Here is a 20,048-nt window from a genome sequence, read left to right on the forward strand (position 1 = left end):
AAAGACGCACTACCTCTTTGAGTATTTCCGTTAAAGGCGGAGAATTAGTTTTGTCCTCTGGAGACTGTATCCTTTGCCCCTATTTAAAGCGGCTTAAGAAGCTAGTTGTTAACACTGGCATCTCCATTGTCTGAGTTTCGTTTCAATTTCAGGATGTTGTACAAATATGCCAAAATTCGCTAGCCTCTTCAGACAGTTGACTAATGCACTGCGCTATCTGGCTCGTGGAGACTTCTCAGGATTGATGAACCGCCTGAAATGGTACGGACGAGAACACACTCATGTGAAATTGCGTCGACGGCTCGCAAATGGAAATGGTATTGTATGGGGAATTCTTTGTACTCCGCATACGCATTTCATTGCTCGCACAATATCCAAGCGTTTGGCATTCCACGGAATCGAGAGTGAAATCACAATGGGCTCTGTTAAGAGCTTTGATCATGATTTTTACGTAGTTCTCTGCGCCCAAATGTTCAAACATCTTCCCCCAGCAAACAGACGAGTCATATTTCAGCTTGAGCAATCGGTGAATTCACGGTGGTTTACGCAAGAATATATAAAGACGCTCACAAGTTCATTGGGTGTTTTAGAGTATTCTCTGACCAATATCGATTTTCTCTCGCGGAATGGCCTGAAATATCCTAGCATACATTATCTGCCTATCGGCGCTTCGCGGGATGAAGCTGTTGAATGCAAGGCCAAGCCCAAAAAATATGATTTTGTATTTTATGGCGATTATTCAAGCAGCGAAAGACGACGTAGGTTTCTTGGGAAGCTTCAAGAAAAATATACTGTTAAAATATGTGGCAATTTATTTGGAAGTGAACTTTACGACATTATCAAGGAATCCAAGGCTGTTATAAATATCCACTACTATGAAGGCGCATTGCTAGAAATGCCGCGGATATGTGAGTGCATTTCTTTGGGCGTCCCTGTGCTCTCCGAAGGAACAGCCGATCAGGATGAATATCCTGAACTCAAAGGTGCTGTTAAATTCTTCGATGAGGGGTCTATCGATAATATGATGACCTGTGCTTTGGAGATGCTTAACGATCTGGAAAGTATGAGCAAGACTATCGAAAAAGCTGTTTCGGTTAGCTCCGACCGTTTCAATTTTATGATGGACCGCTTTCTGGTGGCGATGGGAATCGTTCCAGCCAATATTATTCTCGAACAGCCGATATACGTGGCTCGTAAAAGTGATTTTTTTGCCCTTTCGTTGCCCGAAACGATAGAGCGGCGCAGGACTATAGCCCAATCGTTACCAGATGGGTGTGAGTTGTTTGATGGCATACGCCATAGTTTGGGCTGGATTGGCTGTGGAAGCAGTTTCAATGCCTTATCACGCAATGCAATGTCGCATGAAGTAGACAGACTAACCGTTATTGAAGATGACGTAGAGCTACCCGAAAATTTCAACAGAATTATTCATGAGATAAATGAGTATCTTGATATGCGTAAATCTAGTTGGGATATATTCTCGGGTTTGATGGCGGATGTTCATTCTACCGCGAATATTATCTCTGTTGATCAATTTGGCGGGCGCACTTATGTTACTATAGACAAGATGACTAGCACCGTATTCAATATATACAACAAAAGTGCGCTAAAAATATTGTCGCAATGGAATCCTCTTAATAACGATTCCGTCACTAATACTATTGACAGATACTTGGAACGTCATGAAGGTCTTCGGGTGGTAGTGGCCCTACCGTTTATTGCTGGCCATAAGGAAAATGCGACATCCACTCTTTGGGGCTTTGAGAACGAGCGTTACACTCCAATGATAGCAGAAGCGCAAAGGAGAATTCAATCTATGGTTCAAGAATGGCAAAATACCAATTCCCTGAAATAAGATAGTCAACGCACTGGATTAATTATATAATTAAGATTTCTCTTATCACGTTGATTGTCAGTCCCTTTAAGTATACTTGGCATTGTATCTCATACACCTTCAAAGCGTAATGAATCAGACTGGCCTTGAGGACTTGGCATATTTGACAGGTAAAGGTCTTTCAATTAGTGCAATCATAGATTCAAGGAGAACGCGCTTTGTCTAAGCAAACAGTATTGGTGCTGGGTGGTGGTGGCTTTGTAGGCACGCACCTATGCAATCAACTATTAATGGCTGGTTTCAAGGTGCGTTCGTTTGGAAGAACAGCTTCAAATTTTTTGCATTCTGATATTGAGTTCCATCGCGGAGATTTTTCTGATGTGGAGCAAATTAAGCGAGCGCTAGTTGGGCAAGATTATGTTTATAATCTAATTCATGGCACCAATCCACCTAAAGTAAATTCCGATATTGCGGGTGATCTTATTCGCACTATTCAACCTACTATTTCGCTATTGGATCAGTGCGCAGAATCTAATGTAAAGAAAGTTATCTTCGTTAGTTCTGGTGGCACGGTATACGGTGACAATGGTATGGTAGCTTCCCGCGAGAGTGACCCTACAATACCGATGAATGCTTATGGAGCGCATAAGCTACTAATTGAAAATTATCTTAGAGTGTTCGCGTATACTAAGCAGCAGGATTATTTGATTCTTAGATTGTCAAACCCTTATGGTCCATTACAATCAGTGACCAAAGGGGTTGGCCTGATAGCCGCAGTGATTGATGCCATAAAAAGCGGTCGAGCCGTAGACGTATACGGAGACGGTGAAACTCAAAGAGATTACATTTATATTGGTGATGTGGCCTGCGCGATGGAGGCCGCGATAGCCTATAAAGGCAATCATAAGATTTTCAACATAGGTAGTGGGGAAGGAAAAAGCGTTAATGAAATTATTACTCTTGTCGAACACTCTATGGGTGTAAAAGCGAAAAGAAACCATCTCCCCGGCAGAACTTTCGATGTCAGAAAAAGTATTCTAGATATATCATTAGTAAGAAATGAGTTTGATTGGCATCCAATTGTTGAGCTCGAAGACGGTATAAATCTTACTGTAAATAGCCTTTAGTATTCACCGTAAGTTCGGATGATTCTTGATGTCAGAACAAAAAGAGTTTAGCAATAAATATTGCGCAAAAAAAAATCTGCATCAGTATTTATCAACTCCACAGTGGAATTTTGGGGTCAATTCGCAAGCTAGAATTTTGATCGATATATTCAATCACGATTTGACTTCAGATAATATCTCGCAAAATGATATATATTTTTCTGCTAGGAAGTTTATCGATGAATATGATGCGAGGAGGATAGTATACTTTAGTTTTGGTGACGACAACACGATAAAGAATACTTTTTCGCACAAAAATATCGAATTTATTACTATTAATGCTTCCGGTCTGCAGTCTGCTGCTAAGAAAAAACATGATAATGAAACTCACGTTCAGTGCGATCTCACATCATGGAACGAAGTACTGGCAGCAGCCGAAAATTATCGAGACGGCATACCAACTGTAATTTTGTGTGCTGATGTAATCGAGCATCTAACAGACCCACGCCCATTATTAGCATTCATCCGATTATTGTTGGTAGGATCGGCAAATAATCGCTGCTTCTTATATACACCAGATCGTTCAAATTTGGGGAATGGCAGCCAAACAAGTAAACCAGCTAATCCATCTCACGCCAGAGAATGGACTAGCGGAGAACTTAGAAATCTATTGACGTCTTCAGGATTCTATGTTGCTCAGGTGGTTAATATCCGCGCAAACGTTGATGACGATCAAGGCAGCTCAATGCTCGCGGAATTTTCGTTTAATGCTTCTTCATATATAGAAGCATTAGCGAGAATTGGTATTGCATCCTCAAATATATCGTCTGTTATGATTACGTCGGAATACCCCGGGCTAGTAGCGAGCGGTGGCATCGGTACTTTCGTTGCTGACTGGCATCGTTCTAATCATGGCTCGGTTGTTCTTACTACTTTTGAATTTGACAGAAAGAAAAATTCAACGAACGATCAAATATTCAGCCCCTTAGATATAATTGACGTATCGAGAATAGGTGACATTGGAATCGCTGATGTATTGCTGCAGGCAATCACGCAGTTATTATTTATGTGCCCCGATGTAAAGGAAATACACTTCCAAGAGTACTTAGGTATAGGAATGCGCATCGCGCAAGCCAAGAAGGCTGGCATCCTCCCCGACACACTCACAATCGTCACGCATTGTCATGGCAATCAGCATTATCTGGAAAATGCCAACCAAGCTTGGTTGGGGGTCGATGCTCAAACATATGCCGTAAAGGAAAAAATCTGTATTGAACTGAGCGATCAAGTCGTCTTTCCTTCAATTTTTTTGCGCAATCTTTATAGTCAATCGGGAATTATGATCGAAGACGATAAGGCACTGATCTGCCCTTATCGTTATACCAATATGAATACAGATAATTTGAATTTTTCGACTATAAAGCGCATAGTTTTTATTGGAAAATTCATGCCAATGAAAGGGTTTGACCTCTTTCGTGAATCTTTTGATAAAAGTTTTTGCGCGGACCTTATAGCCAGGGGGATTGAAGAAGTCACATTTATCGGACGGGGGGCTAGTGGAAATTTCGTTAACCAGAATCTCCTTAAGCGTAATTTCAAATTAATATTACATACTGATTTTGATCTAGAAAAACTTATTTCTTACATAAGAAAGCACAGATCAGATAGTTTATTCATAGAGCCTTATCGCGGTGATAATTTTCCACTCGCGGTCTATGACGTTGTTGGGAATGGCGGCTTGCTTCTGGCCGGGAACGCAGGGGGAATTCCTGAAATGTTCCAAGCTGAAGTGTGGCAGGAGTGCCTAGCTGATCTCTCAATAGAGACGCTTCAAAGCAAAATTCGCGAAATAGTCGATTGGGATAGCGGTAAAAAAAGTCTCATAACGGCAAAGCTTATTGAAGACCTCCGGCAAAATAATGAAAAAGTCGACGCTATTAAGTACGCGAAGGCCAATAAAAAAGAAGTCGATTTTCTTAGCGCAACCGTGATGATACCGTTTTATAACACTAATATCGTCGAATTTACTGATTTGCTTAAATCACTTAATCAGCAGTCTCTTCACCCAAAAGAGATTATCATCGTTAATGATGCATCTCACGCTAAAAGTCGAAAAGAGATGGAAGAAGCTGTCGAAGAGTACCTCGACATACCGTTTAGGATCATTGATCACACCTTCAATCGTGGGCTGGCTAGCGCGCGTAATACCGCCTTGGTTGCGTGTAGAACGGACTTGATACTCAATGCTGACTCTGACGATATTCCATTGAATGACTGGGTTAAGACAATAGTTATTGCGTTGACTCGCGATCCCTTAGCAGCTGCAGCGGTTCCATATCTGGCGGCGTTTGATGCTGGCGCTGACTTCAATCAGTACTTCACCCAGGGACAGTATATCTACCGCCCGCTCGGAGACGGGCTCGTTACCTCACAAGTGCAAAACGATTTGGGTCATGCGAACTCTGGCTACAGGGTTTCTCATGCTAAACTTATCGGCGAATGGAATGCCGAGTCTAAAGCGAAATATGAAGATTGGGCATTCTATCTCAATGTCATCGCCAATGGACTTCGTATCGCGATAATACCGAAGACAACATGCCTTTATCGCGTCAGGAAGAATTCAATGGCGAGGACGTATTCGGAATGGCCAGGTCAAATTCGTCTCTATCAAACCACGGGTGGTCTATCCAGATTCGAATCTCTTCAGTTACAACGCTTATGCCGTACGGCGTACAGTGCGAGTGGTCTAGTTGAATTGCAGTGGCGATTGAGGGATATAGAGAATCGAAAAGGTTTCAGTATAACGAATTCCATAACTGCGCGACTTAAGCGAATACCCCTCCTTTATTTTGTTTTACGAAAAGCGGCGCGTATCTTGAGGGACATTTCCAGTCGGATAAGGCGAAAGCCACGGTCATAAATTCAAGTTCCGATATTACTCCCTTGAGCCTACCAAATACCTAATTCGTAGTAAACTATGGATGGTAATCCCCCATAAAATGGGGGATTACCAAAATAGAACCATGAACCTAAATTTTGATAACATGCTTTAGTTCGCAAGATCAAAAAAGTTCCTTTTAATTGTATCAAGGTGGTTCTGTGGTGAGTGCTGCTCCTTTATGAGCTTCAAAGCGGCGTTGCCCATAGAACGCCTAATCGCGGAGCTACTGCGAATTTTCCGTATCGCGTCTATATAAGCCTGAATAAGCTCTTCGTCCGATAGGTACGGATCAACTAATAAGCCGGTTTCTCCGTCTATTACGATCTCAGGAATTCCACCCAACCTAGGAGCAACGACAGGCATCCCGCCCCCAAGTGCTGCGAGAAGGACTGTCGGTATCCCATCGAAGCGCGATGTATAAAGGAACATATCAGACTGTCGATAAGGGATATCTTCAAAAGATGAAAATGCACCCTTAACCTCAACATTATTGTGGACGTGTAGTTGCGAAATATCTCCCGTCCCCAAAACAGCCGTACCCCAGACCTCCAGCGTAACTGATGGAAATTCTCGCTCTAGGGAAGAGGCAAGGAGAGGAAGCAATTCAGGTCTCTTCTGGTGGTCAAAGCGTGACGCCCAAATGATACGATCATGTAGATCTTTGTAGCGATTATCCAACTCTTCTGCATCAGTATTTACAGTTGTTACCGAGTACAGAACATCTTGCTTTCCCGCCAAAAATGGCAGTCGGGCACGGTCTGCGTCATTTATGTATTTATTGTCAGAAAGAAAAAGCGTTACGGTTTCGCCGTACTCTGAAATAAAATTGAAGTCGAAGCCGACAGTGAAAGGTAGTGACTCCATCTCAAACGAACCATCACAGAATCGTAGCAATACGCTTTTGTAATTCCTAAGAAGTTTGCAATACCTACCCCAGAAACGATAGCCATAGGGCGAGCTTTTGATATATATACAAGCGCTTGGGGCAAATGCCTGTATTGTCCGAAACGTTAGTAAATCAATTGTTTCTTCCGACGCAGAGCCACAGAAATAGCTAATGTCACACGTCGTAACTTGCTCAGGCAATCTATTGAGCCAATGATGCTCGCTGATTTTCATACCAAAAACAAAAAGGATTTCCCTAGATGGATCAAGCATCAACAAGTTGTCAATTATATTAAGAATTACTCTTTCAGCTCCGCCGATCGTGAAGAATGGCAAAATGAAAACATCTGTAAAGCGCTTTCCACTGAGCAGTTCGCAAATCTGAAAGTATGCGCTGCCAGCTGTAAGGTCATCTTTTCGATTTGAGAACGTATTCGATTGTTTTATTTGTCGAAGGTCAATGGCCGGATCTATAAAGTTAGCTGCTGAGCATAATTCCAACAAAAGTGTTGAGGATGTAAAAGCACTATATAGAACCTCTGCCGAAGCCTCTGGAAGTTTTCCTAAGCTCTTATAATTCTGTCGTCCAGTTGCACACAAATCGATGTACTTCTCGGGGATAAAGTAGTCGGAGAACGGTATAATTTTGCTAGATGATGAATTGACAGTGTTCAGCATGCTGACACCTTTTTTTCTGTAAAAAAATACGGTGTTAGGACAGACAATCAATTCAAAGCCGTTCGCAGCGAGATTAGTGTTGTGATGCCAATCCTCGTAAGCGTAAGGACCATCAACCGGTACGTTGGCCAGCCTTATTTCTTGAGCATAATCGCGGGACATAAATGACCGTGAAATAAAAGGATGGTGGTCAAATAAGGCTAGTTCGTTAACCTCCGCAAGTGAGAATATTTTATAAAGATGATGCTGACCACCAAAAGCGACAAGCCAATCAGGGAACAGGACGACTTTGCCTTGATGCTTTTCCGCATGCTGATACATGTCGCCAATCATGTTGTAGGAAATTAGGTCGTCTGCATCACTAAGTGCAACATACTTGCCTTCAGCTACATCGATACCCGCTTGGCGACATGGCCCTAGAGAGCCAACGGACACCACAACTCGCTGCACATTCGCGAAGGCGGCAAAATCACACTGTGCGAGAGCATGAGGGATTGAAGGATGCGCGTTATCCTGAACGATAACAAGTTCTGTTGAAATGCCGCTTTGCGTTGCAAAATTGGCGGCATCGGAGAACGACCATATCGTACGAGCCAAGTATTTCGCGTCATTGTGAACGCTTAATATTATCGAAACGTCATACTTTATTGGGGATGGCATGAGTTTACCTAATCAAAACGTTAGCGACTTTGCGAGCAGCCCTCAACGCATGGCCAATTCCTGGCAATTCGTAAAGCCGATTGATTTTGCGACCAACCCGAACAAACTTGGATTGCCGGTACATTTCGACCTCGGCCTTTAACTGTTGAATTGCATCGACGGCAGACTGCCCAGAATCACGGTTGCCGGAAAAAAGCCTTTCGGCGTTCAATTCTCGTGCCAATTTTGACACCTTAGTCTTATAGAGGCTGGTTTCAGATCGCAATTCGTTCAGACGTTTATTCAAGGTTTCAACGACTTCAAATTTAGAAGCTAGTGACTGTTCAAGAAATTCAATCTTCTTCCAAGGGGATATGAACGACGGATATGAAAGCGTGGAAATTACTGATGTTGTTTTAGCGTCGACACCCCATAATCCTACAAAGTAAAAACAATTCGTTTCAGAAGGAGCGACGTGAGAGGCAGGAGGAATAACTGAAGCAGAGGATACTTCAGATGCGTCGAGAATATCTAACAGCCGCGCATTCTCTTTCAGCGATAACTTATCATTCACGGGAACGTTGATCATTCCCTGTGTGGGGGTTCCGAAAAGCCACCCGCTAGCCTTTCCAAGGACGCCTTCTGTCAGCGATTTAAATTCGTCAAGCGTGTACACGCCAAGGTGGAAAGGGTTGTCGTTTTGAATAGAGAAATCGTTCTTTTCATTGGGGCAGCTTATTGCAATGATTGCCCCTTTGTTAAGGAGTTTCTTGATTGCTTTTAGAAACGTCACTGGCTCTTGAAGGTGTTCTATTGTTTCGAAGCATGCGACCAAGTCAAACTTCTTTCGCTTAAGAAGCTTGTCGGCTTGGTGCGCATCATATTGATGAAAGTTGACCGTATCGCTAGCGAATAGCTTAATGGCGTTGTTAATAGCTTCTTCCGAGACATCGACGCCAACCACCTCTTTGGCACCCCACTTGGAAAGGAGTGCAGAGCCGTACCCCTCGCCACAGGCGATGTCTAAAACAACTTTATCTGTGCAAATCGAGCGCAATATCTCATATCGTCCAACATGCTGGCTGGCATAAAATGGATCATAATGATCACTTTCCAAATGCATGCGTTCTTCAGACATGAACCCTCCGGCGGAGCGAATTTAAGGCATTATTGTTGAGTAAGCCTAGCCAAAATGGCAAAAGCTTGCGTGCAGCAGAGCGCAGCGTCAAACTGCCGAGATATCCTCGTGGCAACTTAATTGCATAAAATTCGATCCAATGACAACGAGAAATAGTCAACCCAATCGAGGAAAAAGGGCGCGTTAGAGTGTGGTGAAACAAGCGACGATCTTTGGACGGAAGCAGCTTTAGTAATCTCTGAGAGTCTAGTCCCGGAGGCCGAACGTTTAAAGCGAATTCAAACGAGGATCGCGAGTAAATAAGTTCGCCAAACGGTAATTGCACTTGGCATATTTTTATAGTTGTTGCCGACAATAGTGTCGTATCTGCTCTGCACTTCAGCGCTTCAGTGTACTCAATCAACAGCGCCTTAACGTCTCGGACATTATCATCTATTGTGTTTTCTTTACTGTATGAGACGCTACTCAAGCATCAATGAGACGTTTAAATGTATGGGCCGCACCTTCGTTTTCCTTGCATGACAGGCTCTTATTTGCGGTTTTGAGAATGCTGCATACATTGAGCATGAAGTTCTGCCAATTTCGTTCGGCATGGAAAACCGCCCTATTATGCAGTTAAGCATTTGTAATTCGGTCTACAATTGGATAATGCAGTCTTATTCAGAACCAGAAGGACGCGGGAATGAAAACGATACTGAACAGAATCTGTTCGCTTGCTTCCGGCGTGAGCAAATATCCTTCAGATCCGGGCGCAGAAGCAATATTTTCCTTCCGCCATGAAGCCGCCAGCGTCACTAATTACGAAAAGCTTTACGCGCAGAACTATTACGCTCATCAATCTGACTCAACATCTTATGACGTTGAACGATTTCCGCGACTACTTCGGCAGCTGGCAGCTGAACTAAGCGTCGCTAGTCTTCTGGATATCGGTGGTGGCAACGGAAAACTTTCCCAAATCTGGCGCGAGGGCGGTGGGAAAGCCGCATCTCTAGACTATTACGATAACCCAGAGGCTTTTTGTAAAAAGTTCGATTTATCTCGAAATGACGGTGATAAAACGTCGGAAATTTTTACTTTTCTTTCGGGGGCACTCGGAAAATCTTGGATTTCCACCTGCCTAGATGTGGCCGAACACATAGACAACGAGCATCTAGCTGACTTCATGCTAAATCTTAAAAGCATAACAGGCAAGGCTCTTGTAATCTCTATTAGTACGCGGCCAAGTTCACAAGCAAATAGTTTTCATTCGACAGTAATTCCGATAGAAACTTGGAAGAAAATTTTTCAAACAGCTGGCTTCGAGATTTACTCGGACAACTATTTTGATGAGCTGGTTCGGGACGTGCATTTCGTAGGAACTGGATCTGATATTATATCTGTTTCTCATTGGCATAAGATCAATCCTTTCCGAGATGCCAAGAATCATCAGCATTATTTGATAGTACGTAATAATGGAAGAAAAAGACCTTTATCCTTGCCTAATCTTCGAAAGAAAATATCTGATATTCTTGATATTACTTACAGATGGAGAAAACGATCCCTTGACCGTACTTATCCGAAGCTAACATACTGTGTTCATTTTATCCAAGATTGGGCCTTCGCTCGCAGTATAATGGATGCTTGGCCGGCCGATCTATTGCGGGTCACGTTGCGAGAAGATTGTATCAGCGAGTCTTATCAGAGGGTTATTAAAGGATTTCTGATCCAGAAGGGCATCGAATTTAAAACTTTAAATACGTCAAATGATGCTCGTTCACTTATGTCTCCACCTCTTAACGCGAGCGAGATATGGATGACGGCGACTGAAGGAAATCACAGTGTTACTCATCAGTTAAACTCCGCCGTCATAGCAATGGCACGAGAGACTGGATATCATACCTTTTCACTTCAGCATGGGATGACTATAGCGTCCTCAATATCCCCGGCCTCAGAAGTAATTGGTGTTTGGGACAGCAACGCAAAAGGCGCATTTGCTGCTGCTGTTGCAGACCCTTCAGCCCACGATATAGAGGTTATTGGTTCACCTAAGGCTTTTGATGCGTCTGTTGAACAACACTCTGATGCTATCGCTAACAGGTTCGGTAAATGGACTAATGATTTCAGGAGCAAGCTTTTGGTTGCGTTGAACCTTCATTGGTCGGTTCATAAGCACGGAACAAATGAAACTTATTCATGGATCGAACGTTTAATCACTCATAATCCCGAACATTTGTTTTTCATAAAACCTCACCCCGACGACAGTTCAATTTATGATTTTGTCTCTGAGAGACAATATAACAATATTATTTTAATCGATGACATTCTACTCACCTCGATGGACTGGCCTTTGATGCGACTTTTAAAAGCAGTTGATGGAGTACTTACTACTCAATCAACCATAATACTTGATTCACTGATAGCACGAACACCAGTTGTTCGGCTTCCCGTCGAAGAGTCGAAAGCCTTTGGCCCAGATCTAAAGAATGCTTCCTTCCCGTTTGACAGTATTTCGATTATACCGATAATATCGCATGATGAATGGAGCCAAGGTGCTATTCCATCCGCGCTGTCAAAGCCGCCAGTTTCTCTACCGAAAGCCTTCGATAATCACTCGAGTTTTTTCTCAGGCATAGTTGCTTTGAGCGCTACACGAAAAGGTATGGATTCTAGCTCGATTAGCGCTTCCACATCTAAGGCTCTTTCTGAAGCGATGCAGCATGTAAATTTAAATGGAAATCCTCACAAAGATATTCTTGCACTAGATTTGGCGCTTGAGAGGTTTCTCAGCTAAATTTATCCTACCATTTTCGCAGTCGAATGCTGATTCGGCTTGACTTCGTGCGTTTCACCCCCAATTCGTAATGGAGACAACGTATCTGCTCGCTAAATTGTTTGGGACAGTCATTTCAGCATCATCTATTGTACAGTAATGAGGCCTGTCACAGTGAAAGTGGATATTTTATCATCTCTAAACCTGACCTGAGTCCTTAGCTCCCTCCTGTTTTGATGGAGCAGAGCAGTATCGTTTTTTGTCATAATGGCTGGTTTAGAGCGTGCTTCGATCTGATTGTATCGGATCAGCGCTCGAGCTATTTGTTTTGAAGCGCATGTCGAAAGCCATTTCATCCGTTTCGGAATAAGCTCTAATAGCCAGCTAAAACCTTATCTCATGCAAACTACGATAACATCTTCTCTATATTCAATTTCCCAGAAGCGCGGTTCTGGATGGGCTGCGCAAGCGCCCGCTGGCGGCGACACCTGTTTATATTTTATACCACTGGTTAGCCATAAGATGGCGTTGTTGCTCCATGTCGTATCAAAAGCCGACAACCCATTATCTCTTGAAACAAATGAGTTTGTCATGACACCATTTTTCCACGTGCTGACCACTGCAATTTTTGTTTCGGTAGTGATTGGTGATATTTCGTTGATCGCCAATAATATCTGCTTTGCAGCGAACTGATCAACAACGTTCTGGGACTTCGCTCCCGCGAAGACATTCATCTGATGTACTGCTGATATAGCGACGAAAACACCAAAAGCGACAATGACGAACTTGCTGTTAATCTGGCTTTTAAAGCGATTAATAAGTATGAACAATAGGCCTAGTTCAAAAAATACCGAGGCAGAGATACTTCGCGGTGACGGCCAGAATAGGTCTGAAAAGAGGTTTAAAGGGCTTGGAAAAATTAGAAAAGCGCATCCTAGCGCCGTTAGAGCAAGTATTCCTCCGCTTGTAGAAGCCTTTCTGAAATTGAGAATAAGAGCCACAACAGCTGTTAAATTCAATAATAGAAAGACCAGCCGCTGCGTTATAGGGTAAATATTGTTAATTGCCGTGATGCCGAAAAGTATTTCAATTAATGCGGAAAAATAAACAGGAAGATTAGTTATCAAGTTTCCCGAAGCTATTGCTCGCCCGCTTCCATCAGAAAGCAGTTTTATTGAGAGCAGAAAGAGGAGTGTGCCTATCGCAAAAGCGATTGGGGCTCGAGCGACATCTTGGAGTAACTTCGGCGTGTCGGCTGTACCCTTCATCCACTTATTAATTACTGAAAGCGATGCTGCGAACAGAATCACCAGAGCAGCAGGCTGATAAGACATTAGAGACAGTGCAACGAAAACCGCGGCAATAAATGCCCAAATTACTCCAGAATTCATTAACGACAGAATGGCTAGCGCAATAAAAATAAAACCAAACCCGAAAACTGAGTATGACATCGGATAGTAGAATATATTGGTGAAATATCCATGTACAGTAACCAAGACTATAAAATATGGTAGAACCGAAATAGGCAAATCAGAGTAACGCAGGATTGCGTAACATGTAAGAACAATGCCAATAACTAACGAAGTTACCCATAACGGCATCATCTCATTATAGTGCACGGCTGCATTCAGAAAGGGTTGAGATATTAATACAATGAAATAGCGAAAGTTATTCCAATGAGTTTGAATTGATGAAAAATCTGTAGCAGGTCGAGTATTCTGGGAAATGTCATCAGGGCTAGCGACCCCCAGAAAAAGCCAAATCACAGATACTAGAAAAAGAGCCGAAAGAAATAAATGCGTGTAAAAGTTCTTACCATCATTCGTCATTGTATATGCCCCAGAAACATCGACTTTCTAATCCCCTTATCCATCATAATCGTATTGTGAATGAATGAGAATACTGTTGAAATAAGGCTAGGTATTCCGACCATTTTAAATTGTTCAAATCTTAAACACCCAAGCCCTTGAAAAGAAAAAAAACAAAACCGTATACGCCCCCATCGCAATCAGTTGAGGTATTAATATTTGATACTGAGCCAGAGGCAATGATATCTGCAATACAAAGACGTTTACGGTGTAGCAAATACAGAATGCCGCAAAGAATCGAGCAGACCTTCCCCAGCTACTATCGGATTTGAACGTCCATTTCATATTCCCGAAGTAACTATTCAAAAGCCCCGCAGCATAACCAACTGCATTAGCGACAAACGGAGTTGCGCCTAGCCAAGTCAGAACAGCAATAACCAGAAGTGTGATGAACGTGTTGATTACGCCAACCACCCCAAATCGCCCAAACTGCATTATCACATTCATTGTGCGCTCGTCAGATTTCATTTGATACCGCTTCTGGCAGTTGTTAAGCCACCGAGCAAGAGAATTTCGGGGCTTAGTATGATTTCTATTTCCATTGTCGTGCCAGTTTATTCTGGTGAAGCGTATCTTCGGGAACTTTGCGAACGCGTGGACAGCGTGCGTTCCAATGTTATTAACGCAGGTGCTCCATTTGGGGTGTCCGAGTTAATATTTGTGGAAGATGGCGCGAGAGATGCATCTGGCACGATCATTGACGATCTGGGGTCGGAATTCGATTGGGTAAAACCGTTCCATTTGTCACGGAATTATGGGCAGCATGCTGCCACTGTTGCAGGTATCGTTCGAAGCTCTGGCGACTGGGTTGTAACAATGGATGAAGACTTGCAACACCCACCCGAAGAAATTGAAGGGCTTCTGTTGAAAGCCGTTAGTCTAGGGTCGGATGTCGTTTATGCGAACCCTGAAGAGCCCGTGCATCAAAGTTTCATGCGAGATTGGACTTCCAAAACTTTCAAGTCCCTGATGGTGCGGTTAAGCGGAAATCAAGACATCACAGTGTTCAACAGCTTCCGCCTCATTCGTGGTAGCATAGCGCGCGAGGCCTCTCATGCTTGTGGTCACAGCACATACTTTGATATGGCGCTTTCGTGGTTCACGCAGCGCATCTCTAATGTCACAATGTGCCTGAAGGATGAAAGATACATTGCTACGGGAAAGAGCGGCTACAATCTTAAAAGTCTATTCAGTCACGCCCGCCGTCTCTTGTTTTCGACACAGGTTAAAGCTCTCCGTGTCGGGAGTGCTATTGGCGGTTTGGCTATTTTTTTAGCATTTCTTTTCTCTGCGGTTGTGATCGTCACCAAACTGATTGATCCCTCGCTGATACCTGTAACTGGTTGGCCATCACTGATGATTACGATCATGTTTTTTGGCGGAGTTTCCATCTTCTTAACTGGGTTGGTCATTGAGTATGTCTCAATCCTTATTATGGATACCCACGGTAAACCGCATTACAATTTTGTCGATCGAAGTTCCGACAAGATGCTCGCTGATTATTTTCAGAGCAACTCCACGCTCTCAAACCGAGACTATGCGAGCAATGTTCGTTCCGGCAACAAGTAATGCTGTTGCTAATGACAATATGAACCAGAAAATAAAGGCATCTAAAGTGTGAATGCCGAATTTCTGTTATATCACGTTAATCTAAAGCGTGACCTTCTGCCACCTTAACAGACGAAATTAGAGTAATCGAAGAAAGTTGGCAAGAAATAGATCGCTCGACAGTATCCACGAAGGCGCGTCAATACTGAAGGATATCATAAATATTTTCAATAATATCAAGATGAATTAATCGCATTCATTAAAAGTTAGAATAATTTAAGACCATGAGTTAAGTAAAAGGTTACAGCTGACCTTATGAATACCTTTATATGCCAAAATCCTTTCTTCGAAGCGTGTCCACCTGCATGCACCACTCGTACGGTTGGCACGTAAGCTGTATCCATTTTTTTAACTGCTCTTAGTGAAAGATCAAAGTCTTCAAAATACAAGAAGAACTTATCACTGAACCCACCGGTTTCTTTCAAGCCGGAGCTTCTGAAAAACATGAAACATCCACTCACAATGGGTGGGTTCCAAAAGACAACATCATCCGTTTCAGCTTGCAATTCATATCGCTCCAATCGCCTAGAGAAAAGTGAGCTAATTATCTTAGGCGCAAAACCTCTTATTATTAGGTCAAAGATAGCCGGATAGCGTTTACATAGATATTGTCGTTGCCCATTTGGCCAAACGGCGTGAGGACTTACTAGTCCACAATTTTCATGAGCTCTCATAAACGCGAGTGCATTTATCAGCACATCAGGGTCGATCTGGATATCAGGATTGAGGATGAGATGAAATTCACCCATTTGCTGCATAGCGAGGTTGTGAGCGCGGCCAAAGCCTATGTTTCCTTGACCCTGAATTAGTTTAACTGGCAAGTCTGGATATGAAAGCGGCAAAAAAGACGCGACTTCTTTGCTGGAGGAGTTGTCCACAATTGTGATGGAGAAGGAACAGGGCGCGAACTGACGCGCTGCAATTTTCAAACTATCCAGTGTTTTTTTGAGTTCATCAAAGTCAGGGTTAAAGGTAACGATTGAAATCGTTAGCAATGGCTGCTTATTGTTTTGAGTATCAGCAACTGAGGTAGTACATGTCATTCGTCGAATTCTCGGCTCGCTATAAAGTTTCGGCTGTCGTCAAAACGAAGCTATCATCGTAGTCATAATACGTGTTTATGGGAACGAAACGAAAGTAGTAAAATGATAGGAAGTGAAATCGCATGAAGGGGATTATTCTCGCTGGCGGCAGTGGTACGAGATTGTACCCTTTAACAATAGCGGTATCGAAGCAGATTCTGCCCATTTACGATAAGCCGATGATCTATTATCCGCTTAGCGTTCTTATGCTGGCAGGTATTCGGGACATCCTTGTCATCTCCACACCGCACGATCTCCCTCTTTTCAAAAAACTGCTTGGCGATGGCTCAGATTTCGGTATCAGTTTTTCTTACGCAGAACAGGAACACCCTAACGGTCTGGCCGAAGCTTTTATCATTGGTCGGGAGTTCATTGGCGATGACAGCGTTGCAATGATCCTTGGTGACAATATTTACTTCGGCGACGGTCTTTCGAAGCTATCGCAACTCTCTTCTGAGCCAATGAAGGGCGGAACTGTGTTTGCCTATCGCGTAGATGACCCGCAGCGTTACGGCGTCGTGGAGTTTGATACCAAGACGGGGCAGGCAATATCGATTGAAGAGAAGCCGGAAAAACCGAAGTCGCACTGGGCTGTCACTGGTCTTTATTTTTACGATAATCAAGTTGTCGATATCGCACGTTCGATTAGCCCGTCTGCGCGCGGCGAGCTTGAAATTACCACCGTCAACAATGTCTATCTTGAACGAGGTGAGTTAAACGTTCAGCGATTTGGCCGCGGATATGCTTGGCTTGATACCGGAACACACGATAGCCTTCACGAAGCATCGTCTTTTGTTCAGACTATTGAAAAACGACAAGGTATCAAAATCGCTTGTCCAGAGGAAATCGGTTTAGATAAGAATTGGCTAAGCAGTGAAGCCGTATTGGAACGAGCAGCTAAACTTGGCAAGACAGAATATGCAGCCTATTTGCGCCGACGTGTTGATGAACTGGGTAGAGATTGATGCAAGTTCGCCCTTTAGGTTTAGATGGTGTTGTTGAATTTACTCCGCGAAAACTCGGTGATGAACGTGGGTTCTTTTCTGAAACCTACAAAGCTGAAGAACTGAGTAAAGCAGGTATTCATCTGCAGTTTGTTCAAGACAACCATTCTCATTCAGCAATTAAGGGTGTTTTACGTGGTCTTCATTACCAATTGCCACCGTTTGCTCAAGATAAACTAGTGCGCGTAATTCGTGGTGCAATTTTGGATGTTGTAGTTGATATCCGGAAAAGCTCATCAACTTTTGGTAAGTGGCTGGCACAAGAAGTCTCAACCGAAAGGTGGAACCAGATTTTCGTTCCGAAAGGTTTTGCGCACGGCTTTATCACTCTCGTTGAGAACACCGAAGTTGTCTATAAGGTGACGAATTATTACTCTCCCGAGCACGATCGCTCAATACGTTTTGATGATCCGGCGATTGGTATCGAATGGCCAATCCCTTCATCGGGTGTGCAGCTTTCAGACAAAGATCAGCAGGCTCCACTGCTCGCCGACGCTGAAGTTTTTGATTGAGGTATAATATGAATATTCTTGTTACGGGTGGCGCTGGTTTTATTGGTTCTGCGGTGTGCCGCCATTTGGCAGTTGATCCGAAGGTTAATGTTATCAATTTCGATAAATTGACTTATGCCGGTAACCTGGCCTCACTGCGACAGATTGAAAATCATCCAAATTATAGCTTTCTTCAGGCTGACATCTGCGACGATACTGGTGTTCTGGAAGCCTTGCGTGCCAATGAGATCGACATTGTCATGCATTTGGCAGCCGAAAGCCATGTCGACCGTTCTATTGATGGACCCGCAGCATTCATCGAAACAAATATCATTGGTACATTTCGACTGTTGAATGCTGCTCTGGCTTACTGGCGCGAGCTACCGGAGCCACGCAAATCGGCTTTTCGTTTTCATCATATTTCGACCGATGAGGTATTTGGCGATCTGCCTTTCGATAGCGGCATTTTCACCGAGGAAACGCCATATCAACCATCGTCGCCTTATTCCGCTTCGAAAGCTTCGTCCGATCATCTGGTGCGTGCCTGGCACGAGACCTATGGGCTGCCGGTCGTGTTGTCCAATTGCTCGAACAATTATGGGCCATTCCATTTCCCTGAAAAGCTGATCCCACTTGTCATTCTTAATGCACTCGATGAGAAGCCGCTGCCCGTTTATGGCGCAGGTGCGAACGTGCGTGACTGGCTCTTTGTCGAGGATCATGCGCGGGCTCTGGCGCTTGTCGCGACGACGGGTAAATTGGGTGAAAGCTATAATATCGGTGGAAGTGCAGAACGCACGAACCTGAATGTAGTGGAAACGATTTGTGCCATTCTCGATAAGAAGCGTCCGCGCGCAAACGGCAAGAGCTATGCCGATCTGATCACATTCGTAACGGATCGTCCTGGCCATGATCGTCGTTATGCGATTGATGCCTCGAAGATTGAACGTGATTTAGGCTGGAAGCCGCAGGAAACTTTCGAGACAGGACTTGAAAAGACCATTCAATGGTATCTCGACAATGGCTGGTGGTGGGAGCCAATCCGCAGTGGCAATTATGCGGGTGAACGGCTGGGCAGTGCGGCGGTAAAAGAGGTCAATGCATGAGGATCGTTGTGACCGGGCGGGAAGGACAGGTCGTCCAGAGCCTTCTCGAGAAAGCATTGCAACGACCGGATATCGAAGTGATTACGCTGGGCCGCCCGGAGCTGGATTTGGCAAAGCCGGAAACTGCGCGCAGTGCCATTGAGGCGATCAAGCCCGACCTCGTCGTTTCCGCTGCTGCCTATACGGCGGTCGATCTGGCTGAGGATGAGCCTGAATTAGCTCTTGCGGTGAATGCAATTGGTGCTCAAGCAGTTGCAGAATCGGCAAAGGCTTGCGGTGTTCCAGTTATCCACATATCGACGGACTATGTTTTTGCGGGCGACGCCAATGCCCCATACGTCGAAACTGATATCACTGGTCCCCGTAGTATTTATGGGAGCTCGAAGCTTGAAGGCGAGCGTCTGGTTGCACAAGCCAATCCAAAGCATATCATCTTGCGGACGGCTTGGGTCTATAGTCCCTTCGGCAAGAATTTCGTCAAGACGATGCTGAAGCTGGCTGATACGCGGGACACTCTCTCGGTTGTTTCTGACCAATGGGGCAATCCAACCAGTGCGCTCGATATCGCAGATGCGATTATCCAGATAGCGGATCAACTGGCGGCAACGCCAGACTTCTCCGCCTATGGTGTTTATCACCTGGCGGGTACGGGCGATACGAACTGGAGCGGCTTTGCACGTGCTATATTCAGTGAAAGTGCCGAGCTTGGCGGACCGACGGCGACAGTTACGGATATTGCAACAGCTGATTATCCAACCAAAGCTGTACGTCCCGCCAACTCACGCCTGTTGACTGCCAAATTCCAGAAGGTGTTCAAATGGTCTGCACCGCATTGGCAAGCGTCACTACGCGATGTTGTAGCCAGACTGGTTTAGCATCTAATTGGCATGATCTCTAACGCGGCATCACTCAACGGGCG

The 20,048-nt window shown here is 44.1% G+C and carries 14 protein-coding genes; 9 read left to right on the forward strand and 5 right to left on the reverse strand.

The genetic code is table 11. From position 1 onward, the window contains the following. Positions 1 to 166: 166 nt before the first annotated feature. The 3 genes from CEV32_RS22245 (at position 167) to CEV32_RS22255 (ending at position 5,860) form a co-directional block, all read left to right on the forward strand. Complete coding sequence (locus CEV32_RS22245) at positions 167 to 1,855, forward strand: methyltransferase type 11 (protein WP_094579307.1); 1,689 nt, start codon at positions 167 to 169, stop codon at positions 1,853 to 1,855. Positions 1,856 to 2,052: 197 nt separating this feature from the next. After that, positions 2,053 to 2,961: an NAD-dependent epimerase/dehydratase family protein gene (locus CEV32_RS22250; RefSeq protein ID WP_167382841.1), complete on the forward strand. Its 909-nt coding sequence runs from the start codon at positions 2,053 to 2,055 to the stop codon at positions 2,959 to 2,961. Between the two features lie 28 nt (positions 2,962 to 2,989). After that, positions 2,990 to 5,860 (forward strand): glycosyltransferase, encoded by a 2,871-nt coding sequence (locus CEV32_RS22255; RefSeq protein ID WP_094579309.1) that lies wholly within the window; start codon positions 2,990 to 2,992, stop codon positions 5,858 to 5,860. A gap of 129 nt (positions 5,861 to 5,989) precedes the next feature. Here CEV32_RS22255 and CEV32_RS22260 read toward each other — a convergent pair whose 3' ends face one another. Further along, positions 5,990 to 8,104, reverse strand: coding sequence for a glycosyltransferase (locus CEV32_RS22260; RefSeq protein WP_094579310.1), 2,115 nt, complete (start codon positions 8,102 to 8,104; stop codon positions 5,990 to 5,992). Positions 8,105 to 8,108: 4 nt separating this feature from the next. Then, complete coding sequence (locus CEV32_RS22265) at positions 8,109 to 9,221, reverse strand: class I SAM-dependent methyltransferase (protein WP_094579311.1); 1,113 nt, start codon at positions 9,219 to 9,221, stop codon at positions 8,109 to 8,111. A 682-nt stretch (positions 9,222 to 9,903) separates the two neighbouring features. Between CEV32_RS22265 and CEV32_RS22270 the strand changes: the two genes are divergently transcribed. Then, positions 9,904 to 11,991, forward strand: a complete 2,088-nt coding sequence (locus CEV32_RS22270; RefSeq protein ID WP_094579312.1) for a capsular polysaccharide export protein, LipB/KpsS family — start codon at positions 9,904 to 9,906, stop codon at positions 11,989 to 11,991. Positions 11,992 to 12,362: 371 nt separating this feature from the next. On the opposite strand, the gene CEV32_RS22275 is transcribed toward CEV32_RS22270, so the two are convergent. Beyond that, the gene (locus tag CEV32_RS22275; protein WP_094579313.1) at positions 12,363 to 13,799 is read right to left on the reverse strand and encodes a glucosyltransferase domain-containing protein; all 1,437 of its coding nucleotides are present in this window, start codon (positions 13,797 to 13,799) and stop codon (positions 12,363 to 12,365) included. A 114-nt stretch (positions 13,800 to 13,913) separates the two neighbouring features. Beyond that, positions 13,914 to 14,306, reverse strand: a complete 393-nt coding sequence (locus CEV32_RS22280) for a GtrA family protein (protein ID WP_094579314.1) — start codon at positions 14,304 to 14,306, stop codon at positions 13,914 to 13,916. Positions 14,307 to 14,363: 57 nt separating this feature from the next. Between CEV32_RS22280 and CEV32_RS22285 the strand changes: the two genes are divergently transcribed. Continuing rightward, the gene (locus CEV32_RS22285; protein WP_094579315.1) at positions 14,364 to 15,407 is read left to right on the forward strand and encodes a glycosyltransferase; all 1,044 of its coding nucleotides are present in this window, start codon (positions 14,364 to 14,366) and stop codon (positions 15,405 to 15,407) included. A 245-nt stretch (positions 15,408 to 15,652) separates the two neighbouring features. On the opposite strand, the gene CEV32_RS22290 is transcribed toward CEV32_RS22285, so the two are convergent. Further along, complete coding sequence (locus CEV32_RS22290; RefSeq protein ID WP_094579316.1) at positions 15,653 to 16,489, reverse strand: glycosyltransferase family 2 protein; 837 nt, start codon at positions 16,487 to 16,489, stop codon at positions 15,653 to 15,655. A gap of 122 nt (positions 16,490 to 16,611) precedes the next feature. Between CEV32_RS22290 and rfbA the strand changes: the two genes are divergently transcribed. Genes rfbA through rfbD form a run of 4 tightly spaced genes read left to right on the forward strand, consistent with a single transcriptional unit; the run spans position 16,612 to position 20,004 of the window. Further along, entirely contained in the window at positions 16,612 to 17,493 is an 882-nt protein-coding gene (gene rfbA / locus CEV32_RS22295; protein ID WP_094579317.1) for a glucose-1-phosphate thymidylyltransferase RfbA, read from the forward strand. Next, entirely contained in the window at positions 17,493 to 18,044 is a 552-nt protein-coding gene (gene rfbC, locus CEV32_RS22300; protein ID WP_094579318.1) for a dTDP-4-dehydrorhamnose 3,5-epimerase, read from the forward strand. Before rfbA ends, rfbC begins: the two co-directional genes overlap by 1 nt. An 8-nt stretch (positions 18,045 to 18,052) precedes the next feature. Beyond that, complete coding sequence (gene rfbB / locus CEV32_RS22305; RefSeq protein WP_094579319.1) at positions 18,053 to 19,129, forward strand: dTDP-glucose 4,6-dehydratase; 1,077 nt, start codon at positions 18,053 to 18,055, stop codon at positions 19,127 to 19,129. Further along, positions 19,126 to 20,004, forward strand: a complete 879-nt coding sequence (rfbD, locus tag CEV32_RS22310; RefSeq protein WP_094579320.1) for a dTDP-4-dehydrorhamnose reductase — start codon at positions 19,126 to 19,128, stop codon at positions 20,002 to 20,004. The genes rfbB and rfbD overlap by 4 nt, the downstream gene beginning before the upstream one ends. Positions 20,005 to 20,048: the final 44 nt, after the last annotated feature.

Source organism: Brucella rhizosphaerae, from assembly GCF_002252475.1.
Taxonomy (GTDB): Bacteria; Pseudomonadota; Alphaproteobacteria; order Rhizobiales; family Rhizobiaceae; genus Brucella; species Brucella rhizosphaerae.

Excerpts from the sequence above, each read along its gene's own strand:
- CEV32_RS22280 (WP_094579314.1), bottom strand. The coding sequence starts at position 14,306 with ATGAAATCTGACGAGCGCACAATGAATGTGATAATGCAGTTTGGGCGA.
- CEV32_RS22285 (WP_094579315.1), top strand. The coding sequence starts at position 14,364 with ATGATTTCTATTTCCATTGTCGTGCCAGTTTATTCTGGTGAAGCGTAT.
- rfbD (WP_094579320.1), top strand. The coding sequence starts at position 19,126 with ATGAGGATCGTTGTGACCGGGCGGGAAGGACAGGTCGTCCAGAGCCTT.
- CEV32_RS22275 (WP_094579313.1), bottom strand. The coding sequence starts at position 13,799 with ATGACGAATGATGGTAAGAACTTTTACACGCATTTATTTCTTTCGGCT.
- rfbB (WP_094579319.1), top strand. The coding sequence starts at position 18,053 with ATGAATATTCTTGTTACGGGTGGCGCTGGTTTTATTGGTTCTGCGGTG.
- CEV32_RS22245 (WP_094579307.1), top strand. The coding sequence starts at position 167 with ATGCCAAAATTCGCTAGCCTCTTCAGACAGTTGACTAATGCACTGCGC.
- CEV32_RS22290 (WP_094579316.1), bottom strand. The coding sequence starts at position 16,489 with ATGACATGTACTACCTCAGTTGCTGATACTCAAAACAATAAGCAGCCA.
- rfbC (WP_094579318.1), top strand. The coding sequence starts at position 17,493 with ATGCAAGTTCGCCCTTTAGGTTTAGATGGTGTTGTTGAATTTACTCCG.
- CEV32_RS22270 (WP_094579312.1), top strand. The coding sequence starts at position 9,904 with ATGAAAACGATACTGAACAGAATCTGTTCGCTTGCTTCCGGCGTGAGC.
- rfbA (WP_094579317.1), top strand. The coding sequence starts at position 16,612 with ATGAAGGGGATTATTCTCGCTGGCGGCAGTGGTACGAGATTGTACCCT.
- CEV32_RS22265 (WP_094579311.1), bottom strand. The coding sequence starts at position 9,221 with ATGTCTGAAGAACGCATGCATTTGGAAAGTGATCATTATGATCCATTT.
- CEV32_RS22260 (WP_094579310.1), bottom strand. The coding sequence starts at position 8,104 with ATGCCATCCCCAATAAAGTATGACGTTTCGATAATATTAAGCGTTCAC.
- CEV32_RS22255 (WP_094579309.1), top strand. The coding sequence starts at position 2,990 with ATGTCAGAACAAAAAGAGTTTAGCAATAAATATTGCGCAAAAAAAAAT.